Genomic DNA, 18952 nt, shown 5'->3' on the forward strand with positions numbered 1-18952 from the left:
GACATGTCGTCCTGCGCACCGACGTAGAGCCGGGCTCTGCCCGGCAATCCGTCGACCCAACCGTCATCGGTGGCTGACACCGATGACGCTACGCTGCGTCTTTGCACCCCTGCGGAGCCGCCCATGCGCCTGATCACGATCCTGCTTCCCACCTTGATGCTGGCTGCCTGCAGCCAGCCCACGCCGCCGGCAGATGAGGCGAGCGCACCGTCGACTTCGCCGCCGGCCACCACCGCCTCCGCGGCCGAAGATGCGCCGCAGGCCGGGTTGTCGCCCGATGCAGTGGAGCCCAGCAGCGCGGCAACGCCGGATACCGCGCCGCCGGTGGCGGGCACGGATTCCGCCGCCACGCCGGCGGGCCCTGCGGACCAAAGCGAAGCCGGAGCGCGCGAACGCATCGGCAAACTGCTCGGCGATGCCGACCAGTACGAGGCGGTGTTCAACGACCTGCAGCGCGGTGTCGCCGCGGGTGATCGTGCCGCCGTGGCAGGCCTGATGCGTTACCCCGTGCGGGTCACCATCGCCGGCAAAAACCAGAACGTGGCCGACGCCGCCGCGTTCCAGCGCGACTACGACAAGATCGTGACCCCGGCGCTTGCAAAGCTGATTGCCGAGCAGAAGTTCGACACCCTGTTCGTGAACTGGCAGGGCGTGATGCTGGGCCAGGGCGAGGTGTGGATCAACGGCAAGTGCCTGGACAAGGAATGCACGAAGAGCGAGGTGAAGGTCAACAATATCGGGCAATGACGCATGCCTTCGTTTAAGGTCATGCGTTACCGGATGTTGATGGCGTATCGGCGGTCGTTTGGGAACCGACCCTACCTCACTGCCGCCGCGCCACCGCATGCACCGCCCATCCCGCCGCGTCACCGCATTCACCGCATATGCCGGCGCGTCACCGCATGCGCCGCAGATGCCGGCGCGCCACCGCATGCGCCGCACATGCCGGTACGCCACCGCATGCGCCGCATATGCCGGCACGCCACCGCATGCACCGCACATGCCGGCACGTCACCGCATGCGCCGCACATGCCGGCACGCCACGGCATGCGCCGCATATGCCGGCACGCCACCGCATGCGCCGCACATGCCGGCGCGTCACCGCATGCGCCGCATATGCCGGCACGCCACCGCATGCGCCGCACATGCCGGCACGCCACCGCATGCACCGCCCATGCCGGCACGCCACCGCATGCGCCGCACATGCCGGCGCGTCACCACATGCGCCGCACATGCCGGCACGCCACCGCATGCGCCGCAGATGCCGGCGCGCTGGTAGGGTCGCATCCCGATCGACCGCCATGGAGTTGCCCGCGTTCGGTAATGGCATGACCCTTGGCGGGGAAGGCCGGGCATCGCCCGGCGCCCCCCACCTGCTTCAGCCCTTCGGGGTGAGCTTCAACAGCTTGCCGTTGCTGCCGTCTTCCAGCAGCCAGATCGCGCCGTCCGGGCCCTGCTCCACTTCGCGGATGCGCTCGCCCATCAGGAATCGTTCGGCTTCGTGCGCGGTGTCGCCTTCCAACGCCACCCGAACCAGCGAGGTGGACGACAGCCCGCCGATGAAACCGCTGCCCTGCCATTGCGGGAACAGCTTGCCGCTGTAGATGATGAAACCCGCCGGCGAGATCACCGGGGTCCAGGTCACCTTCGGTGCCTTGAACTCCGGGCGCGTGTCGTGGTCGGGAATGTCGCGGCCATCGTAATGGTTGCCGTTGGACACGATCGGGTAGCCGTAGTTGGCGCCACGTTCGATCAGGTTCAGCTCGTCGCCACCGGCAGGGCCCATCTCATGCACCCACAGTTTGCCGTTCGCGTCAAAAGCGATGCCCAGCGCGTTGCGGTGGCCCAGCGACCACACCTGTGCGGCCACGCCACCCTTCGAGGCAAACGGGTTGTCCGCCGGCACGCTCCCATCGTCGTTGAGGCGGATGATCTTGCCCAGGTTGCCGCCCATGTCCTGCGCCGGATCGAACTTCTGCCGTTCGCTGGAGGTGATCCACAGCTTGCCATCGGGGCCGAATGCGAGGCGATGGCCGTAGTGGCCCTTGCCTTCCACCTTCGGGGTCTGGCGCCAGATCACCTTGAAGTCTTCCAGCGTGCCGCTGCCATCGGCGGCCAGCACCAGCTTGGCGCGCCCCACCGCGGCACCGCGGGTGTCCTTCTCGCCTTCTTCGGCGTAGCTCAGGTACACCAGCTGGTTCTGCGCGAACTGCGGGTGCGGCAGCACGTCACCAAAGCCGCCCTGGCCGCCGTAGGCCACCTTCGGCACGCCGGTGATCTCCGCGCTCTTGCGTGTGGTCAGGTTGAAGTGCTTGAGCCTGCCTTCCTTCTCGGTCACCAGCAGGCTGCCGTCCGGCAGGAAGCTCATCGCCCAGGGCTGGTCGAAGCGGGCGAATTCGGTGGCGGTGAATGGCCATTGCGCCTTCTCCAGCGCGGGCGCGGCGGCCTTGGCCGGGGCATCGGCGGCAACGCAGGCGGTGGTGAACAGGGCCGGCGTGGCGGCGAGGGCAAGCGTGAGCAGCAGGCGGCGGGTCATGGGAAATCTCCAGAAGGGGACGCGAATGGCCAAGCGATGTTGTACACCATGCCCATCAACGCGGCGTGGACCATAGGTCATCCCGCGGGGAGGACATCACGCCGGGGCGCACACATGAAAACACCCGTGGCCTCGCCGCCACGGGTGTTTGGGGATGGCCGACGATGCCGCGCCGTCAGGTGCCGCGCGGAACGCCCCTGTCCAGGTGCGACTGGTGCAGGGCGGTGGACTCGTCCCAGCCGCGGCGAACCGCGTTGCGGGCCTGCGCCCAGGTCAGCTTGCTGGTCGCCTGTTCACGCGCCCAGCGCGATTCCAGTTCGGCTTCCACCTGCTCGTAGGCTTCAATCACTTCATCGGCGCGGGTACGGGTGTGGCGCGAGCTGTAGCCGAGGTAGTAGGCCGGCTCGTAATCCTCGAATGCCAGGTTGCTGTCGTAGTACGGCTCAGCGCTGAAGCGCTCGCGCCAGTAATCCGAGACCGCTTCGCGCGGCACGCCGTCTTCCGGCACCCGGCCGGGAATCTGGTAGTCAGGGCTCATGTGTGGCTCCGGTTGGGTGAGGCTTCAACCTACCGGTGGGCCGGTTAACGCGGCGGGCGCGTGGGGTGAATGTCGGGTCAAGGGTGCTGAAGGGGAGGTGGGTGGTTCAGCCACGCAGGGCGTGGCTCTACGGATTCATGTTCCATCCGGGCGTAGAGCCACGCCCTGCGTGGCTTGCGTGCGCGTGGTTGCCCCGACCAGCCGTAGAGCCACGCCCTGCGTGGCTGCACGCGGTGCCACAACGTCCCATCAACCCTTGCGCGGCACCAGATAGATCACCGCGCCCACCGCGAATGCGATCAGCGCCGCAGCGATGTTCTGCCAGCTCGCACTGGCGAACAGCGCCAGGCACAGCACCAGCGCCAGGATCGGAATCAACGGTCCGCCCGGCAGCTTCAATGCGCCGGGCCGGTCGCGGAAGCGGCGCGCCAGCACGATCACCGCCGCCGCCGTGCCGATGTAGGCGAACAGGCGCGTGGTCATCGACAACAACGCCAGCTGCACGAACGAACCAGACAGGGCCAGCACCAGCGCGATCACCCCCTGGGTGACGATCGCCGCGGCCGGCGTACGGAAGCGCGGGTGCACCTGGGCCAGGAATTTCGGCCCGTAGCCATCGCGTGCCAGCGCGAACAGGAAGCGCGGCCCCATCATCATCGTGTTGCTGTTGGTGCCCAGGATCGAAATCGTCGCGCCCACGGTGAGGATCAACGCCAGCGCCTCGCCACCGAACCCGGCCGCCGCATCGGCCAGCGGCGTGGCTGAATCGGCCAGCCCGGGCAGCGTGCCCTGCGCGATGAACTGCACCGCGCCGTAGATCACCGTCACCGTGATGATCATGGTGATCAAGGCAAACGGAATGTCACGGCGCGGGTTGCGGTACTCACCGGCAGCGGCCGGAATGTTTTCGAAACCGGCATAGGCATACAGCAGCAGCAGCGCCGCCTCGCCCATGCGCTGCAGGTCGTGCGGGTCCGGTCGTGCGCCGGAGAACGCCAGGTCGGTGTCCACGTAGAACGCACCAATCGCCACGAACAGCAGCAGCGGCACCAGCTTGCCGACCACCAGCACCACCCCGGTGCGTGCGGCCGAGCGCACCCCGGCCACGTTCACCGCGGTCAAAAAGCCCAGCGACACCACGATCACCACCACCCGGCCCAGGTCGTGCCCGGCCCACGGCCAGAAGCGCGCCACCGCATCGGCCAGCGCGTTGCTCAACGCCGCCGCCGAACTGATGCGGGTCAGCCAGATCATCCAGCCGATCTCGAACCCGGCAAAGCGCCCGAACGCCTCGCGCGCATACAGGTAGCTGCCGCCGGGCTCGTCGAAGTAACTGGCCGCCTGCGCGTAGCACAGCACCAGCAGCGCCACCACGATGCCCGCCGCCACCACGCCCCACAGGCTGAACGGACCCAGCAGCAGCACGGTGGCGGCCGGCAGCAGATAGATGCCGCTGCCGATCACATCGTTGATCGACAGCCCGACGATCTGCCAGCGGCTGACCGCGCGTTCCAGCTGCGGTTCGGTCGGTGTGCTCATCGCGCCGCCTCGGACTGCGGCGGCAGCGTCGGCAGTGCCCATGGACCTTGCAGGCGATGGTACTGCGCGCGCGGCAGCAGCACGAAGATCGGCTTCTGCGCCGGGTCCAGCCACTTCAGCAGGGCACGCATGTGTTCGGGCTGCATCGCCGTGCAGCCGGCGGTGGCCTCGCCCGGCGTGCGCCACAGGTGGGCGAAGATGCAGCTGCCCTTGCCCGCTTTGCCGCCGGGGTTGTGCTCGATCACGAAGCCCTCGCGATAGCGCACGTCACCCTTGTTGTGCAGGTCCAGCCGCATCGGTTCGGTGGAGCCTTCCACCGCCTCCGCACCCACCACCTCGGCATCGACGATGCGGTTGTAGTACTTCGAATCCGGGACGTCCATGCAGTAGGAGCTGGCCAGCATCGGCTGGTAGGGCAGGGCGGTATCGGCCTTGGCGGCATACCCGAACGCAGTGCCCAGGAAGAACATGCCGGCCGGGCTGCGGCCATCGCCTTCCTGCTTGATCGGGTCGCCGGGTTGCTGCGCACCTTCATCGGTCGGGTTGGGCCGCAGGCCCACGCCCCAGGCGCTGCCGTTGCGGCCCACGGCGACCGCGAACGGCTCGCCTTCCGCCTGCCAACCCTTGGCATCGGCATACGTGTAGGCCTGCAGCGAACCCTGGGTGGCGTCCCAGCCATCGGTGGTGACCACGATCATCTGGCGGGTGTCCTGCACCAGCGGCACGGGCGGCGGGGCCAGCGCGGCAGCGGGCAGGGCGCTGGCAACCAGCACGACGGCAAGGGCGGAACGCAGCAGCGGCAGCATCGTGGTGGACTCCGGGAATCAGGTGTCGATCAGGTGTTCGATCCGTTCCAGGTTCACCCCGAGCTGGCGGTGGCGGTCCGGGTTGGCGTGGCAGAGCAGCACGAACACGAAGTCCAGCAGCGACTGCAAGGCAGAACGGTACAACAGTTGCGCCACGTGCGGCGCCGGGTCGTGCGCGCACACCACCAGCGACGCGTCGGCATGCGCGCGCAGCGGGTTGGCGCTGTGCCGGGTGATCGAGACCACCTTGCCGCCCATGTCCTGGAACTGGCGCGAGAGCTGGAACAGCTGCGGCAGCTTGCCGAACTCGGAAAACACCAGCAGCACGTCGCCCGCGCGCGCGGCCGAGAGGTTGGCCATCATCAGGATCGGGTCGGCGTGGTGCACGGTCAGCATGCCCAGCAGCGACAGCCGCATCGCGAACTCGCGCGCGTACAGGCCGTCATCGCCCAGGCCGTAGACGAACAGCTTCGGCGCCGCGTCGACCAGCTGCACGATGGTTTCCACATCCGCCTGCGGGTTGGCCAGCCGGGTTTCCTCATCGGCGGCGGTGCGGCTCAGGCGCAGGCGTTCGGCCAGCTGGTCGTAATCGTTGGCCGGGGCGGCGCTCGGCGGGCCGGCGGCGGGGTCGCTGCCGGCGCGGGCCACCGCCTGGCCGATCGAATACTTCAGGTCCGGGTAGCCCTTGAAGCCCAGCTTCTGGCTGAACTTGACCACGCTGGACTGGCTGATCCCCAGCGCACTGGCCAGCTGCTGCGAGGAGTAGTCGCGCAGCAGGTGGGCGTTGTCGAGGATGAAATCGGCGATGCGGCGTTCGATCGCCGACATGTGGTCACGCTCGGAGCGGATTTTCACCAGGGGCGGCATGGAGGACGCGATGGTTCCTGTGTGGGGGAGGTGTAGAGCCACGCCCTGCGTGGCTGGCGTGCACCGGGACCGCGCGGTGCAGCCACGCAGGGCGTGGCTCTACCGGGCTACCAGCGGGGTGCCTTGATCATTTCCAGGCCCCTCACCTCGGTGATGCCCAGTCCCGGCGCATCGCTGATGGTGATCTCCGACTCGTTGAAATGTACCCCACCGGTGACCGGATTGAACTGCCCCAGCGAGGGGCCGTCCAGGTCGACCTTGGTGATGATCTCGCTCTTGGCCACCGCCAGGTGCACCGCCGCGGCCACGCTGATGCTCGATTCGATCATGCAGCCGATCATGCACGGCACCCCGTAGATGGCGGCGATGTCGGCGATGCGGATCGCATTGCTCAGCCCACCGGTCTTCATCAGTTTGATGTTGATGATGTCCGCCGCGCGCTGCTGGATCAGGTCGAACACCTGGCCCGGGTTGAACACGCTTTCATCGGCCATCACCGGCGTGTTGACCCGGTCGGTCACATACTTCAGGCCGCTGATGTCGGCCGCCTTCACCGGCTGCTCCAGCAGCTCCAGTACCACCCCGGCCTCTTCCAGGCTGCGCATGGCGTGCACCGCCTGCTTCGCGGTCCAGCCCTGGTTGGCATCCAGCCGCAGCAGCGCACGGCCCTGCACGGCGGCATGGATCGCCTTGACCCGTTCGATGTCCAGCCCGATGTCCTTGCCGACCTTGATCTTCAGCGACTCGAAGCCGCGGTCGATCGCCGACAGCGAATCGGCCACCATCTTGTCGATGTAGTCCACGCTGATGGTGATGTCGGTGGTGATCACCGGGTCGCCACCGCCCAGCATCTGGTACAGCGGCGCGTCGTGCAGCTGCGCCCACAGGTCGTATACCGCGATCTCCACCGCCGCCTTGGCGCTGGTGTTGCGCTCCATCGACGACTGGATCAGCGCGCAGATGCGGTTGAGGTTGGCGACCTCCTGGCCGATCAGGCGCGGTTTGATGAAGCGGTCGATGGCCTCGATGATCGAGCCGTGCGTGTCGCCGGTGATCACCGCGGTGGCCGGTGCCTCGCCATAGCCGGTATGGCCGCTGTCGGTGCGCACCAGCACCACCACGTCTTCCACGGTATCGACGGTGCGCAGTGCGGTCTTGAACGGGGTCTTCAGCGGCACGCGCAGCATGCCAAGTTCGATGTCGGTGATTTTCATCAAGGAGTCTGGGGCCGGATGCGCTGGATGTTGGTGATGCGGTCGATGTAGCTCACGGTGTCGCTGGCCATCATCGGCTGCAGCGGGGTCACCGATACGCCGTTGAGGTGGGCCTGCACGCGGCGACCGTCCGCGCCGAACCAGCTGCCGCCGGCGGTGTCGTGGATCATCCACGCCTGCCCGTCGAGCTGGCCGATGGTCACCATGACGTGCCCCGGGATGTACACCAGGTCGCCCACCTGCAGCTGCTGCACGGCGGCGCTGCGCGTTGCCGCGTCGTCCTTCGCGCTGAACGCGATCCGGTCCAGCGCCGGGCTGACCGCCTGCGCGCTGGTATTGCGCGGCACCAGTACGCCGAAACTGCGGTAGATCTCCGACACGAAGCCGCTGCAGTCGCGGGTGTCGTAGGAATGGCCCCAGCCGTAGCGCTCGCCGAGGAACTTGAAGGCCTGGGTGAGCACATTGCGCGGGGTCAGCGGCAGGTAATCGCTGGCGGTGTCCTGCGAACGCGGCAGCAGCGCCGGTACCAGCGCCAGCGTGCCGTCGGCGTTGCGCACCGGCAGCTGCACCACGTGCGCGGCGTGTGCCTGCTGGCCGTTCACGGTCTGGTTGAGCGGCCAGTCGGCGATCACCGGCACGCGCACGCCCATCTCCAGCTGCAGCCGCGAGACGCGCGGCTCTTCCGGGGTGAATGCAGTGAACGCGGTGGCGCCGGTCACCACCCGATAAGGGCCGTGCTGGCCGTAGCCGAACACGGCGTCCGCGCTGCCGATGCCGACGAAGCGCTTTTCAATCCACGCCGAATAGCGCTCGCTGGTGACGAACAGCCACTGCCCGTCGGCGCTTTCGTGCAGCACCGCCACCGCGTCGCCGGGGAACAGCGCCGATTCCTGGAAGCGGTCGATATCGGTGTCGCCCTGCGTGGTGAATACCCGCAGCGCGGTCGGGAACGCACGCAGCGCGGCGCGGTGGGTCACCAGCCCGTAGTGCAGCGGGCGTTCGACGGGAATGGACGCCAGCGCGAGGTTGGCCTCGATGGCGGTACGCGCGGCGGCGGGCACCGGGTGTCCGTCTTCGCCGAACAGCGGTTTTTCCGGCCAGCGCGACAGCGCCTGGATGTCGGCCAGTACGCGCGCCCGCCCCAGCCGGGCGGGAAGTGCCCGCAGGTCGTGGATCGCCCTGTCTTCGGCACGCATGCGCGCGTTCTGCGCGGCAATGCCTGCGCTGTCCAGGATCACCCGGTCGGGATCGGGCAGTCGAGCCGCCCAGAACGCCGGGTCGAGGTAGGCCTCGCGCAATCCAACCACGCCGCCGAAGGCCGGCGGCGGCCCGAATGGCGACTCTGCCCAGCTCGCGCTGCCCGGCAGCAGCAGCAGCGCCGCCAGCATCGCGCGGGTCGGCCACGCAGGCCGCGCGGAGCGGCGGGGGGAAGCCTGGATCATGGAGCGGTCATCCTCCTCGGAAGCGTCAGGAATATTTATTCCTTTTTTCAGCGAAAGCAAGAATAAATTATTGACCCCCTGTCAGGCCCGTGTTACACAGCGATTACCACCCGCACCTTGGGAAGTGTCGCTGTGGATCTGCCCGTACGCAAACCGCGCTCTGCCTCGACCTTCGCCCGTCGCGCCGCCACGGCGTGCCTGCTGCTGGGCATGGCATCGGGTCAGGCGCCGGTGCTGGCCCAGGACGCGGTGATCGCGCAGATCGACCAGGGCCAGTTTGCCGTGGCTGAAGCGCGCATCAGCGAACGCCTGGCCGACCCCGCCCTCAGCGACGAGCAGCGTGCCGCGTGGACCTTCCAGCGCGAACGCATGCGCCGCATGAAGCTGGATTTCAGCCTGGACGAAGCGGGCGCCAAGGCGCAGCTGCGCAGGCAGATTCCCGACCTGCGCGACGACGAGTTCGCGCGCTGGGATGCGGCCGGCCTGCTCGAACACCTGGATATCGATGGCGAGCGCCGCTGGTTCAAGCGCGCCCCGTCCAACCTGTTCCGGATCAGTGCCGAAGCACGCGCCCGCCGTGCACCCGGCGTGCCGCCGCCGGTGGGCGGCCCGTACGAACAGCTTGCCCCGCACCACCATGAGGTCGTGGCGGCCACCCGCAGCGGCGCCGGTACCAGCGTGGTGCCGCGCCGGGTCGAGGTCACCCAGTCCATAACGGTCAAACCCGACGCGGTGCCGGCCGGCGAACTGCTGCAGGCCTGGATTCCGTATCCGCGCTGGATCCGCGGCCAGCAGGAAGACATCACCTGGATCGGCCCGACGCAGGGCGCGGTGATCGCACCGGAAACCGCCCTGCAACGCACCGTGCACCTTCAGCAGAAGGCGGTGGCCGGCAAACCCACCCGCTTCGAGATCCGCTACGCGCTCACCGTGTACGCGCTCCATGTGCCGATCGACCCGGCCAGGGTGCTGACCACCCCGGAAAGCGACGCGCTGCTGCCCTTCCTGGCCGAACAGCCGCCGCACGTGGTGTTCACCCCGGCGCTGCGCGCGTTTTCGCAGCGCGTGGTCGGCAGCGAAACCAACCCCTATCGCATCGCACGGAAACTGTTCGACGCCGTGGACCAGATTCCGTGGGCGGGCGCACGCGAATACTCCACCATCTCCAACATCAGCGATTACGCGCTGCACGCCGGCCATGCCGACTGCGGGCAGCAGACCCTGCTGTTGATCGCGCTGTTGCGGCTGAACGGCATTCCCGCGCGCTGGCAGTCGGGCATGGTGTATTCCGACGATGCGGTGGGCTACAACAACCTGCACGACTGGGGCGCGTTGTATCTGGCGCCGTATGGCTGGGTGCCGATGGACGTCACCACCGGGCGCCTGGACAGCACCGACCCGGCGCTGCGCGACTTCTACTTCGGCAGCCTCGACGCCTACCGCATCGCCTTCAACGACGATTTCCAGCAGCCGTTCCAGCCGGCCAAGCAGCACCCGCGCTCAGACACCGTCGACTCGCAGCGCGGCGAAGTCGAATGGGCCGGCGGCAACCTGTACTTCGATCAATGGACTTACGACTTCCAGTCGCACGTAACGCCGGCAACGGCCCGGTAGCACCCCACCGTTGGTGGGGTGACCAACATGATTATTTTCACCCTTGAAGGAGAGAGCAGGGAATGAAAGCGAACGGTTTGAAGCGGGCGGCGCTGTGCGTCGCGTTGGGAGCGTGTCTGGGCAGCCTGCTGCCCACGGTGGCATTCGCACAGGCCGTCAGCGGCGCCGTCGCCGGCCGTGCCAGTGCCGGAGACCAGATCACCGTGGTCAGCACCAGTACCGGGCAGACCCGCACGGTCACCGCCAGTGCCGACGGTACCTACCGCCTTGGCCAGCTGCCGGTAGGCGACTACCAGCTGCAGCTCAGCCGCGACGGCCAGCCGCTCGGTGAGCCGGTCGCGGTCAGCGTGGCGGTAGGCGGCACCACCACCGTGAACCTGGGCAGCGGCGGTGGGGTGGTCAACCTCGACGCGCTGCAGGTAGTCGGCACGCGCGTGGTCAACCGGGTGGATGTGTCCACCACCGAAACCTCTTTCAACGTCAACCGCCAGGAGCTGCAGCGCCTGCCGGTGGCACAGGACTTCGCCGCGGTGGCGCTGCTCGCTCCCGGCGTGGTCGGCGGCAACTCCACCTTCGGTGGCCTGTCGTTCGCCGGTTCCTCCGTGGCCGAAAACGCAGTCTTCATCAACGGCCTCAACGTCACCGACATGTACACCCGGCGCGGCTTCTCCAGCGCACCGTTCGCCTTCTTCAACGAATTCCAGGTCAAAACCGGCGGCTACTCGGTCGAGTTCGGCCGCTCCACCGGCGGCGTGATCAACGCCGTGACCCGTTCGGGCAGCAACGAGCTGAAGGGCGGCGTGGAAATCACCGCCGAGCCCAGCGCCTGGCGCTCCAGCGGCCGCGACCACTTCCACCGCGACGGCACCCCGCATTCCTACGCCAGCCGCGACGACAGCTCGTTCTTCAAGACCAACGTGTGGGGCTCCGGCGCCTTGGTACAGGACAAGCTGTTCCTGTTCGCGATGTACGAAGACCGCAACGACAGCGGCCACAACACCTCCAACGACGCCCTGACCTGGTTCAAGAACGAAAGCGAGAACGGCTTCTGGGGCGCCAAGCTGGACTGGAACATCACCGACAACCACAGCCTGGCGCTGCTGGCGTTCTCCGACGAGGGCGACGTCACCAACGGCTCGTACAACTACGACTGGGACGAGAACCAGATCGGCGGCTGGGGCGGCGATTCGGTCACCGAAACCGGCGGCCGCAACTACTCGGCGACCTACACCGGCCATTTCGGCGAGAACTTCACCGCTCGCGCCATGGTCGGCCAGAACAACCAGCGTGCGTTCACCAGCTCCTCGCTCGACCAGGCCTGCAGCCCGGTGTTCACCGACGCCAGCTACGCCTCGCGCCTGGGCCAGCTCAACGGCCTCCGCCCGGGCTGCCATCCCACCGGCGCCGCCGTCGCCGAGCGCGATGACACCCGCGACGTCGCCCGCCTCGATTTCGAATGGCAGCTGGGTCGCCACCTGCTGCGCTTCGGCGTCGACCGCGAACTGATGACCACCGAGCAGGCCACCCGCTACCCGGGTCCGACCCAGCTTGCTTACACCGCCTACGTGGCGCGCCCGGGCGATGAAGTGTGGGACGGCGCCGGTGCCTACGTGCCGGCCGGCGTGACCGAGATGCTGCGCGCCCGCAACCGCGTTTCCGGCGGCACCTTCGAAACCGAAGCCAACGCCTTCTACCTCGAAGACATCTGGAACATCACCCCCAACCTCATGCTCAACCTGGGCGTGCGCTGGGACCGCTTCGAGAACCGCACCGCCGACGGCGATGCCTTCATCAAGATGGACGACCTGATCGCCCCGCGCGTGGGCTTCTCCTGGGACGTGAAGGGCGACGCCACCACCAAGCTGTTCGGCAACGCGGGCCGCTACTACCTGCCGGTCACCAACAACATCAACGTCAACTTCGCCGGTGGGCTCACCGACGAATATTCCTACTACGTGTTGAATGGCTGGCAGCAGCAGTCCAACCCGGTCACCGGCGCGCCGTACGCCGCGCCGATCATCGGCCAGCAGATCGGCCCGGTCGACACCCGCATGAACACCGGTGCGGCCGATCTGCGCCAGAGCGTGGACCGCGACCTCAAGGCGGTCTACCAGGACGAATACATCCTGGGCTTCCAGAGCATGATCAACCAGGCCTGGTCGTGGGGCGTCAACGCCACCTACCGCACCATGGACCGCGCGCTGGACGACCTGCGCCTGAACTACACCCCGTGCGGCCCGACCGGCACCACCCTGTGGCCGATCGCCAACCCGGGCGAAAGCCTGACCATCTGGGGCGATTCCAGCATCGGCTGCGCCACCGAAGGCTGGATCACCATCGACACCGCCAACAGCGGCTACCGCAAGGGCGGCAGCGGCGAAGTAGTCGGCTATTCCAAGCCCAAGCGCACCTACAAAGCACTGGAATTCCAGCTCGACCGTGGCTGGGACGAGAAGTGGCTGTTCAACGCCTCCTACCTGTGGTCGCGCAGCGACGGCAACTTCGAAGGGCCGGTCAACTCCGACACCGGCTACGGCGACACCGGCATGGTCCAGCATTGGGACCACCCGGCCAACAACGAACGCTATGGCGTGCTGTTCAACGACTTCCGCCACCAGTTCAAGCTGCGCGCGGCGTATGCCCTGAACGAACAGTGGTCGTTCGGCACCACCCTGCAGGTGCAGTCCGGCGGCCCGATCACCGCCTTCGGCGTGATGTGGCCGGGCGACACCGTGGCCGGTGGCAGCACCTCCAACGAAAGCGGCGGCGGTGGCACCGGCTGGCTGTGCGTGGCCAACTGCTCCGGCCCGTACGACCAGCGCCAGTTCGAATACACCCCGCGCGGTGCCTATGGTCGCGTGCCGTGGACCTGGACCATGGGTGCCAACGTCACCTGGCGCCTGCCCGTGGAGGGTATCGACCTGAGCGTGCGGCTGTCAGTGTTCAACCTGTTCAACAACCAGACCGTCGTCAACGTGCACCAGCGTTACGAAGCGCAGCCGGGCCAGTTCCGCGAAAACACCTTCAACACCGGCACGCGCTGGCAGGCCCCGCGCTACACCCAGCTGATGGCAACCTGGAACTTCTGACCGGCCCGCACGGTCGGGTGCCGACCTGATCGGCACCCGACCCCGCACCGGGGTGGCGACCCTACGCCGGCACCCAACCCGGCGCCGAGCAGCGATCCTGCGCCGGAACCCGACCCGGCGCGGGGGCGCCGATCCTGCGCCGGGGCCCAACCCCGCGCGGAAACCCTGGTAGGTGCCGACCGTTGGTCGGCACGCTCTGGAACCCATGCCATGCATCGCTCGCTCTTATTCCTGCTGCTCCCGCTCGCCGCAGCCTCCGCACACGCATCACCCGCGGCAACGTTCGACCCCATGCTCGACGCCACCGTCCAGCACTACCATCTCCCAGGCATCGCCATGGCCGTGGTCGACAACGGCGAGGTGGTATTCACCGGCACGCGTGGCGAACGCCGCGCCGGCAGCGGCGAGCGCATCGACGCAGACACCCTGTTCAAGATCGCCTCCAACAGCAAGGCGATGACCGCCGCCGTACTCGCCCGCCTGGTCGACCGTGGGCGTCTGGCCTGGGACGACCCGGTCATCAAGCACCTGCCGCAGTTCCGCATGCATGACCCATGGGTCACCGAGCACCTGCAGGTCCGCGACCTGCTCATCCACAACAGCGGCCTGGGGCTGGGCGCCGGCGACCTGATGCTCTGGCCCGAGCCCAACCGCTTCACCCGCGCCGACATCATTGCCGGGCTGGCCCACCTCAAGCCGGTCACCAGCTTCCGCAGCGGCTACGCCTACGACAACCTGATGTACGTGGTGGCCGGCGAAGTGGCCGCCGCCGCCGGCGGCAAACCGTACGACCAGCTGCTGCGCGAGGAACTGTTCGTGCCCTTGGGCATGACCCGCTGCCAGGCCGGCAGCTGGTCGGTGGCTAAGGTGGGCAACGTGGCACAGCCGCACGCGCCGCGCGACGGGCGCAACGAAGTGGTCAGCGCCGATGCCGACGTCGCCCCGGACCTGACCTCCATGGCCGCCGGCGGCATCCGCTGCAGCCTGCGCGACATGACCCGCTGGATGCAGGTGCTGCTTGATCCCAGCCTGGTGCCGGACTGGCTGAGCGAATCGCAGCGCCGCGCGCTGTGGACCGCGCACATGCCGATGCCGCTGGGCGAGCGTCAGCGCCGCTGGGACAACGCGCATTTTTCCGCGTACGGCTACGGCTGGCGCCTGTCGGACATGGACGGGCAGTGGAAGGTCGCCCACACCGGTACGTTGTCGGGCATGTACTCCTCGCTGGCGCTGCTGCCCGACAGAAAGGTGGGCGTGGTGATCCTGATCAACGGCGAAGGCGAAGACGCCCGCACCGTGCTCATGCAGACCGCGCTGAAGTCCTTCACCGCACCGGCGCAGCAGCGGACCGTCGCCGGCTACGCCGCGCAGCTCCAGGCCGAAGCGGCCCACCGCCACGCCGCCGGCCACGTGCGCCCAGACACCACCGCCCGCAAACCCGTAGAGCCACGCCCTGCGTGGCTGAGCGGCGCCGACCATCCCGCAGCCACGCAGGGCGTGGCTCTACGGGGTGCTGGCCATCCTGCAGCCACGCAGGGCGTGGCTCTACACGGCGCCGACCATCCTGCGGCCACGCAGGGCATCGCCGTACAAGGCCTGTATCGCGACCCCTGGCTGGGCCAAGCCAAGCTCTGCCCGGAAAACGGCACCCTGCGCTTCAGCGTGGACAAATCGCCGCGCCTGCGCGGCACCGTGATGCAGGTCGATACGCGCTGGCTGGTGCAGTGGGATACGCTCGGGGCGGACGCCGAACCCTGGCTGCAGGTGCAGCCGGGCAACCCGCCCACGCTGACTCTGCGTGCGATCGATCCGGACATCGACTTCAGCTATGACTTCCAGGACCTGCTTTTCACTCGCATCGGCGATTGCCCTTAGCCTGCTCGGCGCAACGCAGGCCAGCGCGCAGGCGGTCGCCATCGCCCCGGCACGCAGCGCCGAGCAGGCCGGCCTGGTCGACATCCGCAGCCTGTCGCCGGACATCCACCTCGACGTGCGCTACGCCACCGCCGACAACTTCACCGCCCGCCCGGTGCCGGGCTATGACGCGCCGAAATGCCTGCTGCTGCGCCCGGCCGCCACCGCGCTGGCGAAAGTGGAAGCGGAGCTGCGCAGCCGCGGCTACGGCCTGCAGGTGTTCGACTGCTACCGCCCCGCACGGTCGGTACGCGCCTTCGTCGCCTGGGCGCACGACCCGCAGGAGCAGTCGCGCCGGGCCATCCAGTATCCCGGCCTGGAAAAGCCCGCTCTGCTGGGCGGTTACATCGCCGAAACCTCCGGCCACAGTCGCGGTGCCACCGTCGACCTGGGCCTGCTCGACTGCCGCAGCGCGCCCTGCCGCAGCGTGGACATGGGCACCGACTTCGATTTCTTCGGGCCGCGCGCGCATACCGACGCGCCCGACATCAGCGCCGAACAGCGTCGCAACCGCCAGACCCTGCTGCAGGCCATGCAGCGCCAGGGCTTCGCCAACTACCCGCAGGAGTGGTGGCACTTCACCCTCAGCCCCGAACCCGACCCGGGCACCGCCTACGACGTGCCGGTGCGCTGAGGCGGGGCGCCGCTACAATGCGCGCTCACCGAACGCTTGGACCACGATGAACCTGCCGCTGCACTTTGGATTGCTGGGCACGCTGGAAGCCGGGCTCATCGCCCTGCTGGTCGGCCTGCTGGTGTACGCGCTGTGGCAGCGGCTGTGCCGCTGGGCGGGCTGGTCGCTGGGGCACGCCATCGGCTGGGCCAGCGTGATCTCAGTGGTGGCCTCGGCCGGCATCGATGCATGGAAGCTGTTCTACATGGGCATCGTGCGGCTGGAGTCGCCGTTGTACGCGCGGCTGTACCTGGCCACCATCCACGACCCGAACGAACTGGGCTCGCGCGTGGTGCTGGAAGTGGCCGGTGCACTGGGCGGTGTTGCAGTGGGCTGGCTTGTGTTCAGTTCGCGCTCAGGCGAAAAAATCGCCAAATCGGACTGAGTTTTCGTTCGCATCCGGTTAAATCCGGTCCGATTGAATGGGCGTGTTACCAACCGCTCACCTGCGCGTAACCACCGCGGTAAAGGAGCGCTGCGCGGTTGTGGTTAAGACCGCGTGCGCGCCCCGATCGGCGCGCAAGATCGATTCACAAACGGGCTGGCAGTGTGGGGCCGTGCGGAAAACAACGAGCCGCGCACCATCCCTAAAGGAGACCACCCACATGACTATTCGCAACCGCAAGCCCCTGATCGCCCTGATCGTCGCCGCAGGCAGTGTGCTGGCCATTCCGGCGATGGCGCAGACCGCCCAGCAGAGTGCAGCGCAGGCCCAGACCCAGGCCGCGCAGGCCCAGCAGTCGGCAGCGCAGGCAAGCGACGCGGCTGACGCGGCGAGCGGCGCGGCCGCCCAGGCCTCCGCGCAGTCGGGCGGCGGCGGCGGCCAGACCTGGGCCAGCGTCGACACCGACGGCGACGGCGCCATCAGCAAGTCCGAGGCAGCGGTGAACGCCGGCCTTGCCCAGGTTTTCGACCAGGCCGACAGTAACAAGGACGGCAAGCTCACCCCGGACGAGTACAAAGCCTACGTAGCCGCCCAGCAGGGCGCAGCCGCCGGCGGCAACGCCGCCCCGGGCCGCTGACGCATCGGGCCGGGCGCCGTTCATGGCGCCCGCCCGCAGCGCCGACGGTAGCGCTGCCGGTAGTGCCGACTGTTAGTCGGCACCCCCATCCGGAGCCGACAACCCAGCAGCACCCCTGAAACCGCTGGACAACGGTGAACGGTCAGGAAGGGCGGCCTCGGCCGCCCTTCCTACTTTCCGGCTTGTTATCCTTCCCCGATGATGACCTCCCTGCCAACGCCCCACGGCGCCATCGGTCTGGTCGGTTTTGACGGTGACGACACGCTGTGGAAGAGCGAGGACTATTACCGCAAGGCCGAGCTGGAATACCTCAACATCCTGGCGCGTTATATCGACGTGCACGACACCGCCACCGCGCGGCACCTGCTCGACGTGCAGCAGCGCAACCTCGGTGTGTTCGGCTATGGCGTCAAGGGCATGACCCTGTCGATGCTGGAAGCCGCCATCGAAATTACCGAACAGAAGATCGCCGCCCGCGACCTCCAGCTGATCCTGGACATCGGCCATGAAACCCTGCGCCATCCGGTCGAACTGATCGACGGCGTACGCGAATCGGTGGCCGAGATCGCCCGCGACTACCCGGTGGTGCTGATCACCAAGGGTGACCTGTTCCACCAGGAAGCCAAGATCAAGGTCGCCAACCTGCGCGACTTGTTCCCGCGCATCGAGATCGTGTCCGAAAAGGACCCGGAAACCTACGCCCGCGTGCTGGAGGAATTCGACCTGCCGATGGAGCGCTTCGTCATGGTCGGCAACTCGCTGCGCTCGGACATCGAACCGGTGGTCACGCTCGGTGGCTGGGGCATCCACACCCCGTACGCAGTGACCTGGGCGCACGAAACCCAGCATGGCGTGGCCGCCGACGAGCCACGCATGGTCGAAGCGGCCACCGCCTTCGACTGGCCGCAGGCCCTGCGTGCCATCGAAGCCAAAGCGGCGGGCGGTTGAGCCGATGAAGGTCCTGCGCGCGCTGCTGGTGGCATTGCTGCTGTGGCTGCCGTTGCAGGCCGCCGCGCAGCAGACCGCCGCCGAGTCCGATGCCTACCAGGTGGATACCGGCGACAGCTGGGTGGACGCCCAGCTGCAGGACATCAACCGCTATGCCGAGCGCTACCCGGACAGTTTCCTCGACGAGGTCGCCCGCTATGCCGGGGTCTCGCGCGGCTACATCGCCGCGCTGTTCCAGACCCACGGCTGGCAGGCCGGCGACATCTACTTCGCCTGTTTCTGGAGCAAGGTGACCGAACGTTCCTGCCGCGACAGCGTCAAAGCGTGGTCGCAGGCGGTCCCGGAAGAAGGGCAGCCCAAGCGCTGGGCCGACGTCGTCGCCGACATGCCTGTCACCCCGACCAACCTGCACTGGCGCGCCCTGCGCCACGCCATCGTGGCCAGCCACGACCACTGGGACCGCCCGGTCACGCTGGACGCCACCCTGAAAGCCCAGCTGGGCGACCGCGCCAAGCGCGACCGTGCGGCCACGGAAGCTGCCACCACGCGCGACCGCTGACGCAAGGCGCGCTAACGCATGCGGCGGGCTGATGGGGGGGCGGTAACGCACGTGGCTGGCTGATCGGGGTGCGGTAGGGTCGGTTCCCAAACGACCGCCGACAGGGTGCCCGCGTTCGGTGATGGCATGACCCCCGGCGGGGACGGCTTTTGTTTCTGCTCACTGTCATGCGTTACCGGGCGTTGACCTGG

16 protein-coding genes are annotated in these 18952 nt (G+C 68.0%); 9 read left to right on the forward strand and 7 right to left on the reverse strand.

Annotated features, from left to right (window positions below; all coding sequences use genetic code 11):
- Positions 1 to 123 precede the first annotated feature (123 nt).
- Positions 124 to 747 (forward strand): hypothetical protein, encoded by a 624-nt coding sequence (locus tag FSZ13_RS15420; RefSeq protein ID WP_145481243.1) that lies wholly within the window; start codon positions 124 to 126, stop codon positions 745 to 747.
- A gap of 631 nt (positions 748 to 1378) precedes the next feature.
- Here FSZ13_RS15420 and FSZ13_RS15425 read toward each other — a convergent pair.
- From FSZ13_RS15425 to FSZ13_RS15455, 7 genes are all read right to left on the reverse strand, one after another.
- On the reverse strand, positions 1379 to 2536 hold the full coding sequence (locus tag FSZ13_RS15425) for a PQQ-dependent sugar dehydrogenase (protein ID WP_145481245.1): 1158 nt from the start codon (positions 2534 to 2536) through the stop codon (positions 1379 to 1381).
- Positions 2537 to 2711: 175 nt separating this feature from the next.
- Entirely contained in the window at positions 2712 to 3074 is a 363-nt protein-coding gene (locus FSZ13_RS15430) for a hypothetical protein (protein ID WP_145481247.1), read from the reverse strand.
- 249 nt (positions 3075 to 3323) lie between these two features.
- Positions 3324 to 4613, reverse strand: a complete 1290-nt coding sequence (locus tag FSZ13_RS15435) for an APC family permease (RefSeq protein WP_145481249.1) — start codon at positions 4611 to 4613, stop codon at positions 3324 to 3326.
- Positions 4610 to 5419 carry a L,D-transpeptidase family protein gene (locus FSZ13_RS15440; protein ID WP_145481250.1) on the reverse strand — a complete coding sequence of 270 codons (810 nt, stop codon included), beginning with the start codon at positions 5417 to 5419 and terminating at the stop codon, positions 4610 to 4612. The genes FSZ13_RS15435 and FSZ13_RS15440 overlap by 4 nt, the downstream gene beginning before the upstream one ends.
- 18 nt (positions 5420 to 5437) lie before the next feature.
- Positions 5438 to 6286, reverse strand: a complete 849-nt coding sequence (locus tag FSZ13_RS15445; protein ID WP_145481252.1) for a MurR/RpiR family transcriptional regulator — start codon at positions 6284 to 6286, stop codon at positions 5438 to 5440.
- A gap of 107 nt (positions 6287 to 6393) precedes the next feature.
- Positions 6394 to 7500, reverse strand: a complete 1107-nt coding sequence (locus tag FSZ13_RS15450; RefSeq protein ID WP_145481253.1) for a dipeptide epimerase — start codon at positions 7498 to 7500, stop codon at positions 6394 to 6396.
- A complete protein-coding gene (locus FSZ13_RS15455; protein ID WP_260844212.1) occupies positions 7500 to 8942 on the reverse strand; it encodes an SH3 domain-containing protein in 1443 nt (480 codons plus the stop codon). The genes FSZ13_RS15450 and FSZ13_RS15455 overlap by 1 nt, the downstream gene beginning before the upstream one ends.
- Before the next feature lie 132 nt (positions 8943 to 9074).
- Between FSZ13_RS15455 and FSZ13_RS15460 the strand changes: the two genes are divergently transcribed.
- From FSZ13_RS15460 to FSZ13_RS15495, 8 genes are all read left to right on the forward strand, one after another.
- Positions 9075 to 10556, forward strand: coding sequence for a transglutaminase-like domain-containing protein (locus FSZ13_RS15460; protein ID WP_429000012.1), 1482 nt, complete (start codon positions 9075 to 9077; stop codon positions 10554 to 10556).
- A gap of 62 nt (positions 10557 to 10618) precedes the next feature.
- Positions 10619 to 13645 (forward strand): TonB-dependent receptor, encoded by a 3027-nt coding sequence (locus tag FSZ13_RS15465; protein ID WP_145481255.1) that lies wholly within the window; start codon positions 10619 to 10621, stop codon positions 13643 to 13645.
- Between the two features lie 210 nt (positions 13646 to 13855).
- Complete coding sequence (locus FSZ13_RS15470) at positions 13856 to 15520, forward strand: serine hydrolase domain-containing protein (RefSeq protein ID WP_145481257.1); 1665 nt, start codon at positions 13856 to 13858, stop codon at positions 15518 to 15520.
- Complete coding sequence (locus tag FSZ13_RS15475) at positions 15474 to 16193, forward strand: M15 family metallopeptidase (protein ID WP_145481259.1); 720 nt, start codon at positions 15474 to 15476, stop codon at positions 16191 to 16193. Before FSZ13_RS15470 ends, FSZ13_RS15475 begins: the two co-directional genes overlap by 47 nt.
- Positions 16194 to 16239: 46 nt before the next feature.
- Positions 16240 to 16617, forward strand: a complete 378-nt coding sequence (locus FSZ13_RS15480; protein ID WP_145481260.1) for a DUF4175 domain-containing protein — start codon at positions 16240 to 16242, stop codon at positions 16615 to 16617.
- A 220-nt stretch (positions 16618 to 16837) separates the two neighbouring features.
- Positions 16838 to 17254 carry an EF-hand domain-containing protein gene (locus tag FSZ13_RS15485; RefSeq protein ID WP_145481262.1) on the forward strand — a complete coding sequence of 139 codons (417 nt, stop codon included), beginning with the start codon at positions 16838 to 16840 and terminating at the stop codon, positions 17252 to 17254.
- A gap of 198 nt (positions 17255 to 17452) precedes the next feature.
- Positions 17453 to 18202, forward strand: a complete 750-nt coding sequence (locus tag FSZ13_RS15490) for an HAD family hydrolase (RefSeq protein ID WP_145481264.1) — start codon at positions 17453 to 17455, stop codon at positions 18200 to 18202.
- Positions 18203 to 18206: 4 nt separating this feature from the next.
- Positions 18207 to 18761 (forward strand): hypothetical protein, encoded by a 555-nt coding sequence (locus FSZ13_RS15495; protein WP_145481267.1) that lies wholly within the window; start codon positions 18207 to 18209, stop codon positions 18759 to 18761.
- The last annotated feature ends 191 nt before the right edge of the window (positions 18762 to 18952 follow it).

It is taken from the genome of Stenotrophomonas rhizophila, from assembly GCF_007667275.1.
Lineage (GTDB): Bacteria > Pseudomonadota > Gammaproteobacteria > Xanthomonadales > Xanthomonadaceae > Stenotrophomonas > Stenotrophomonas maltophilia_AE.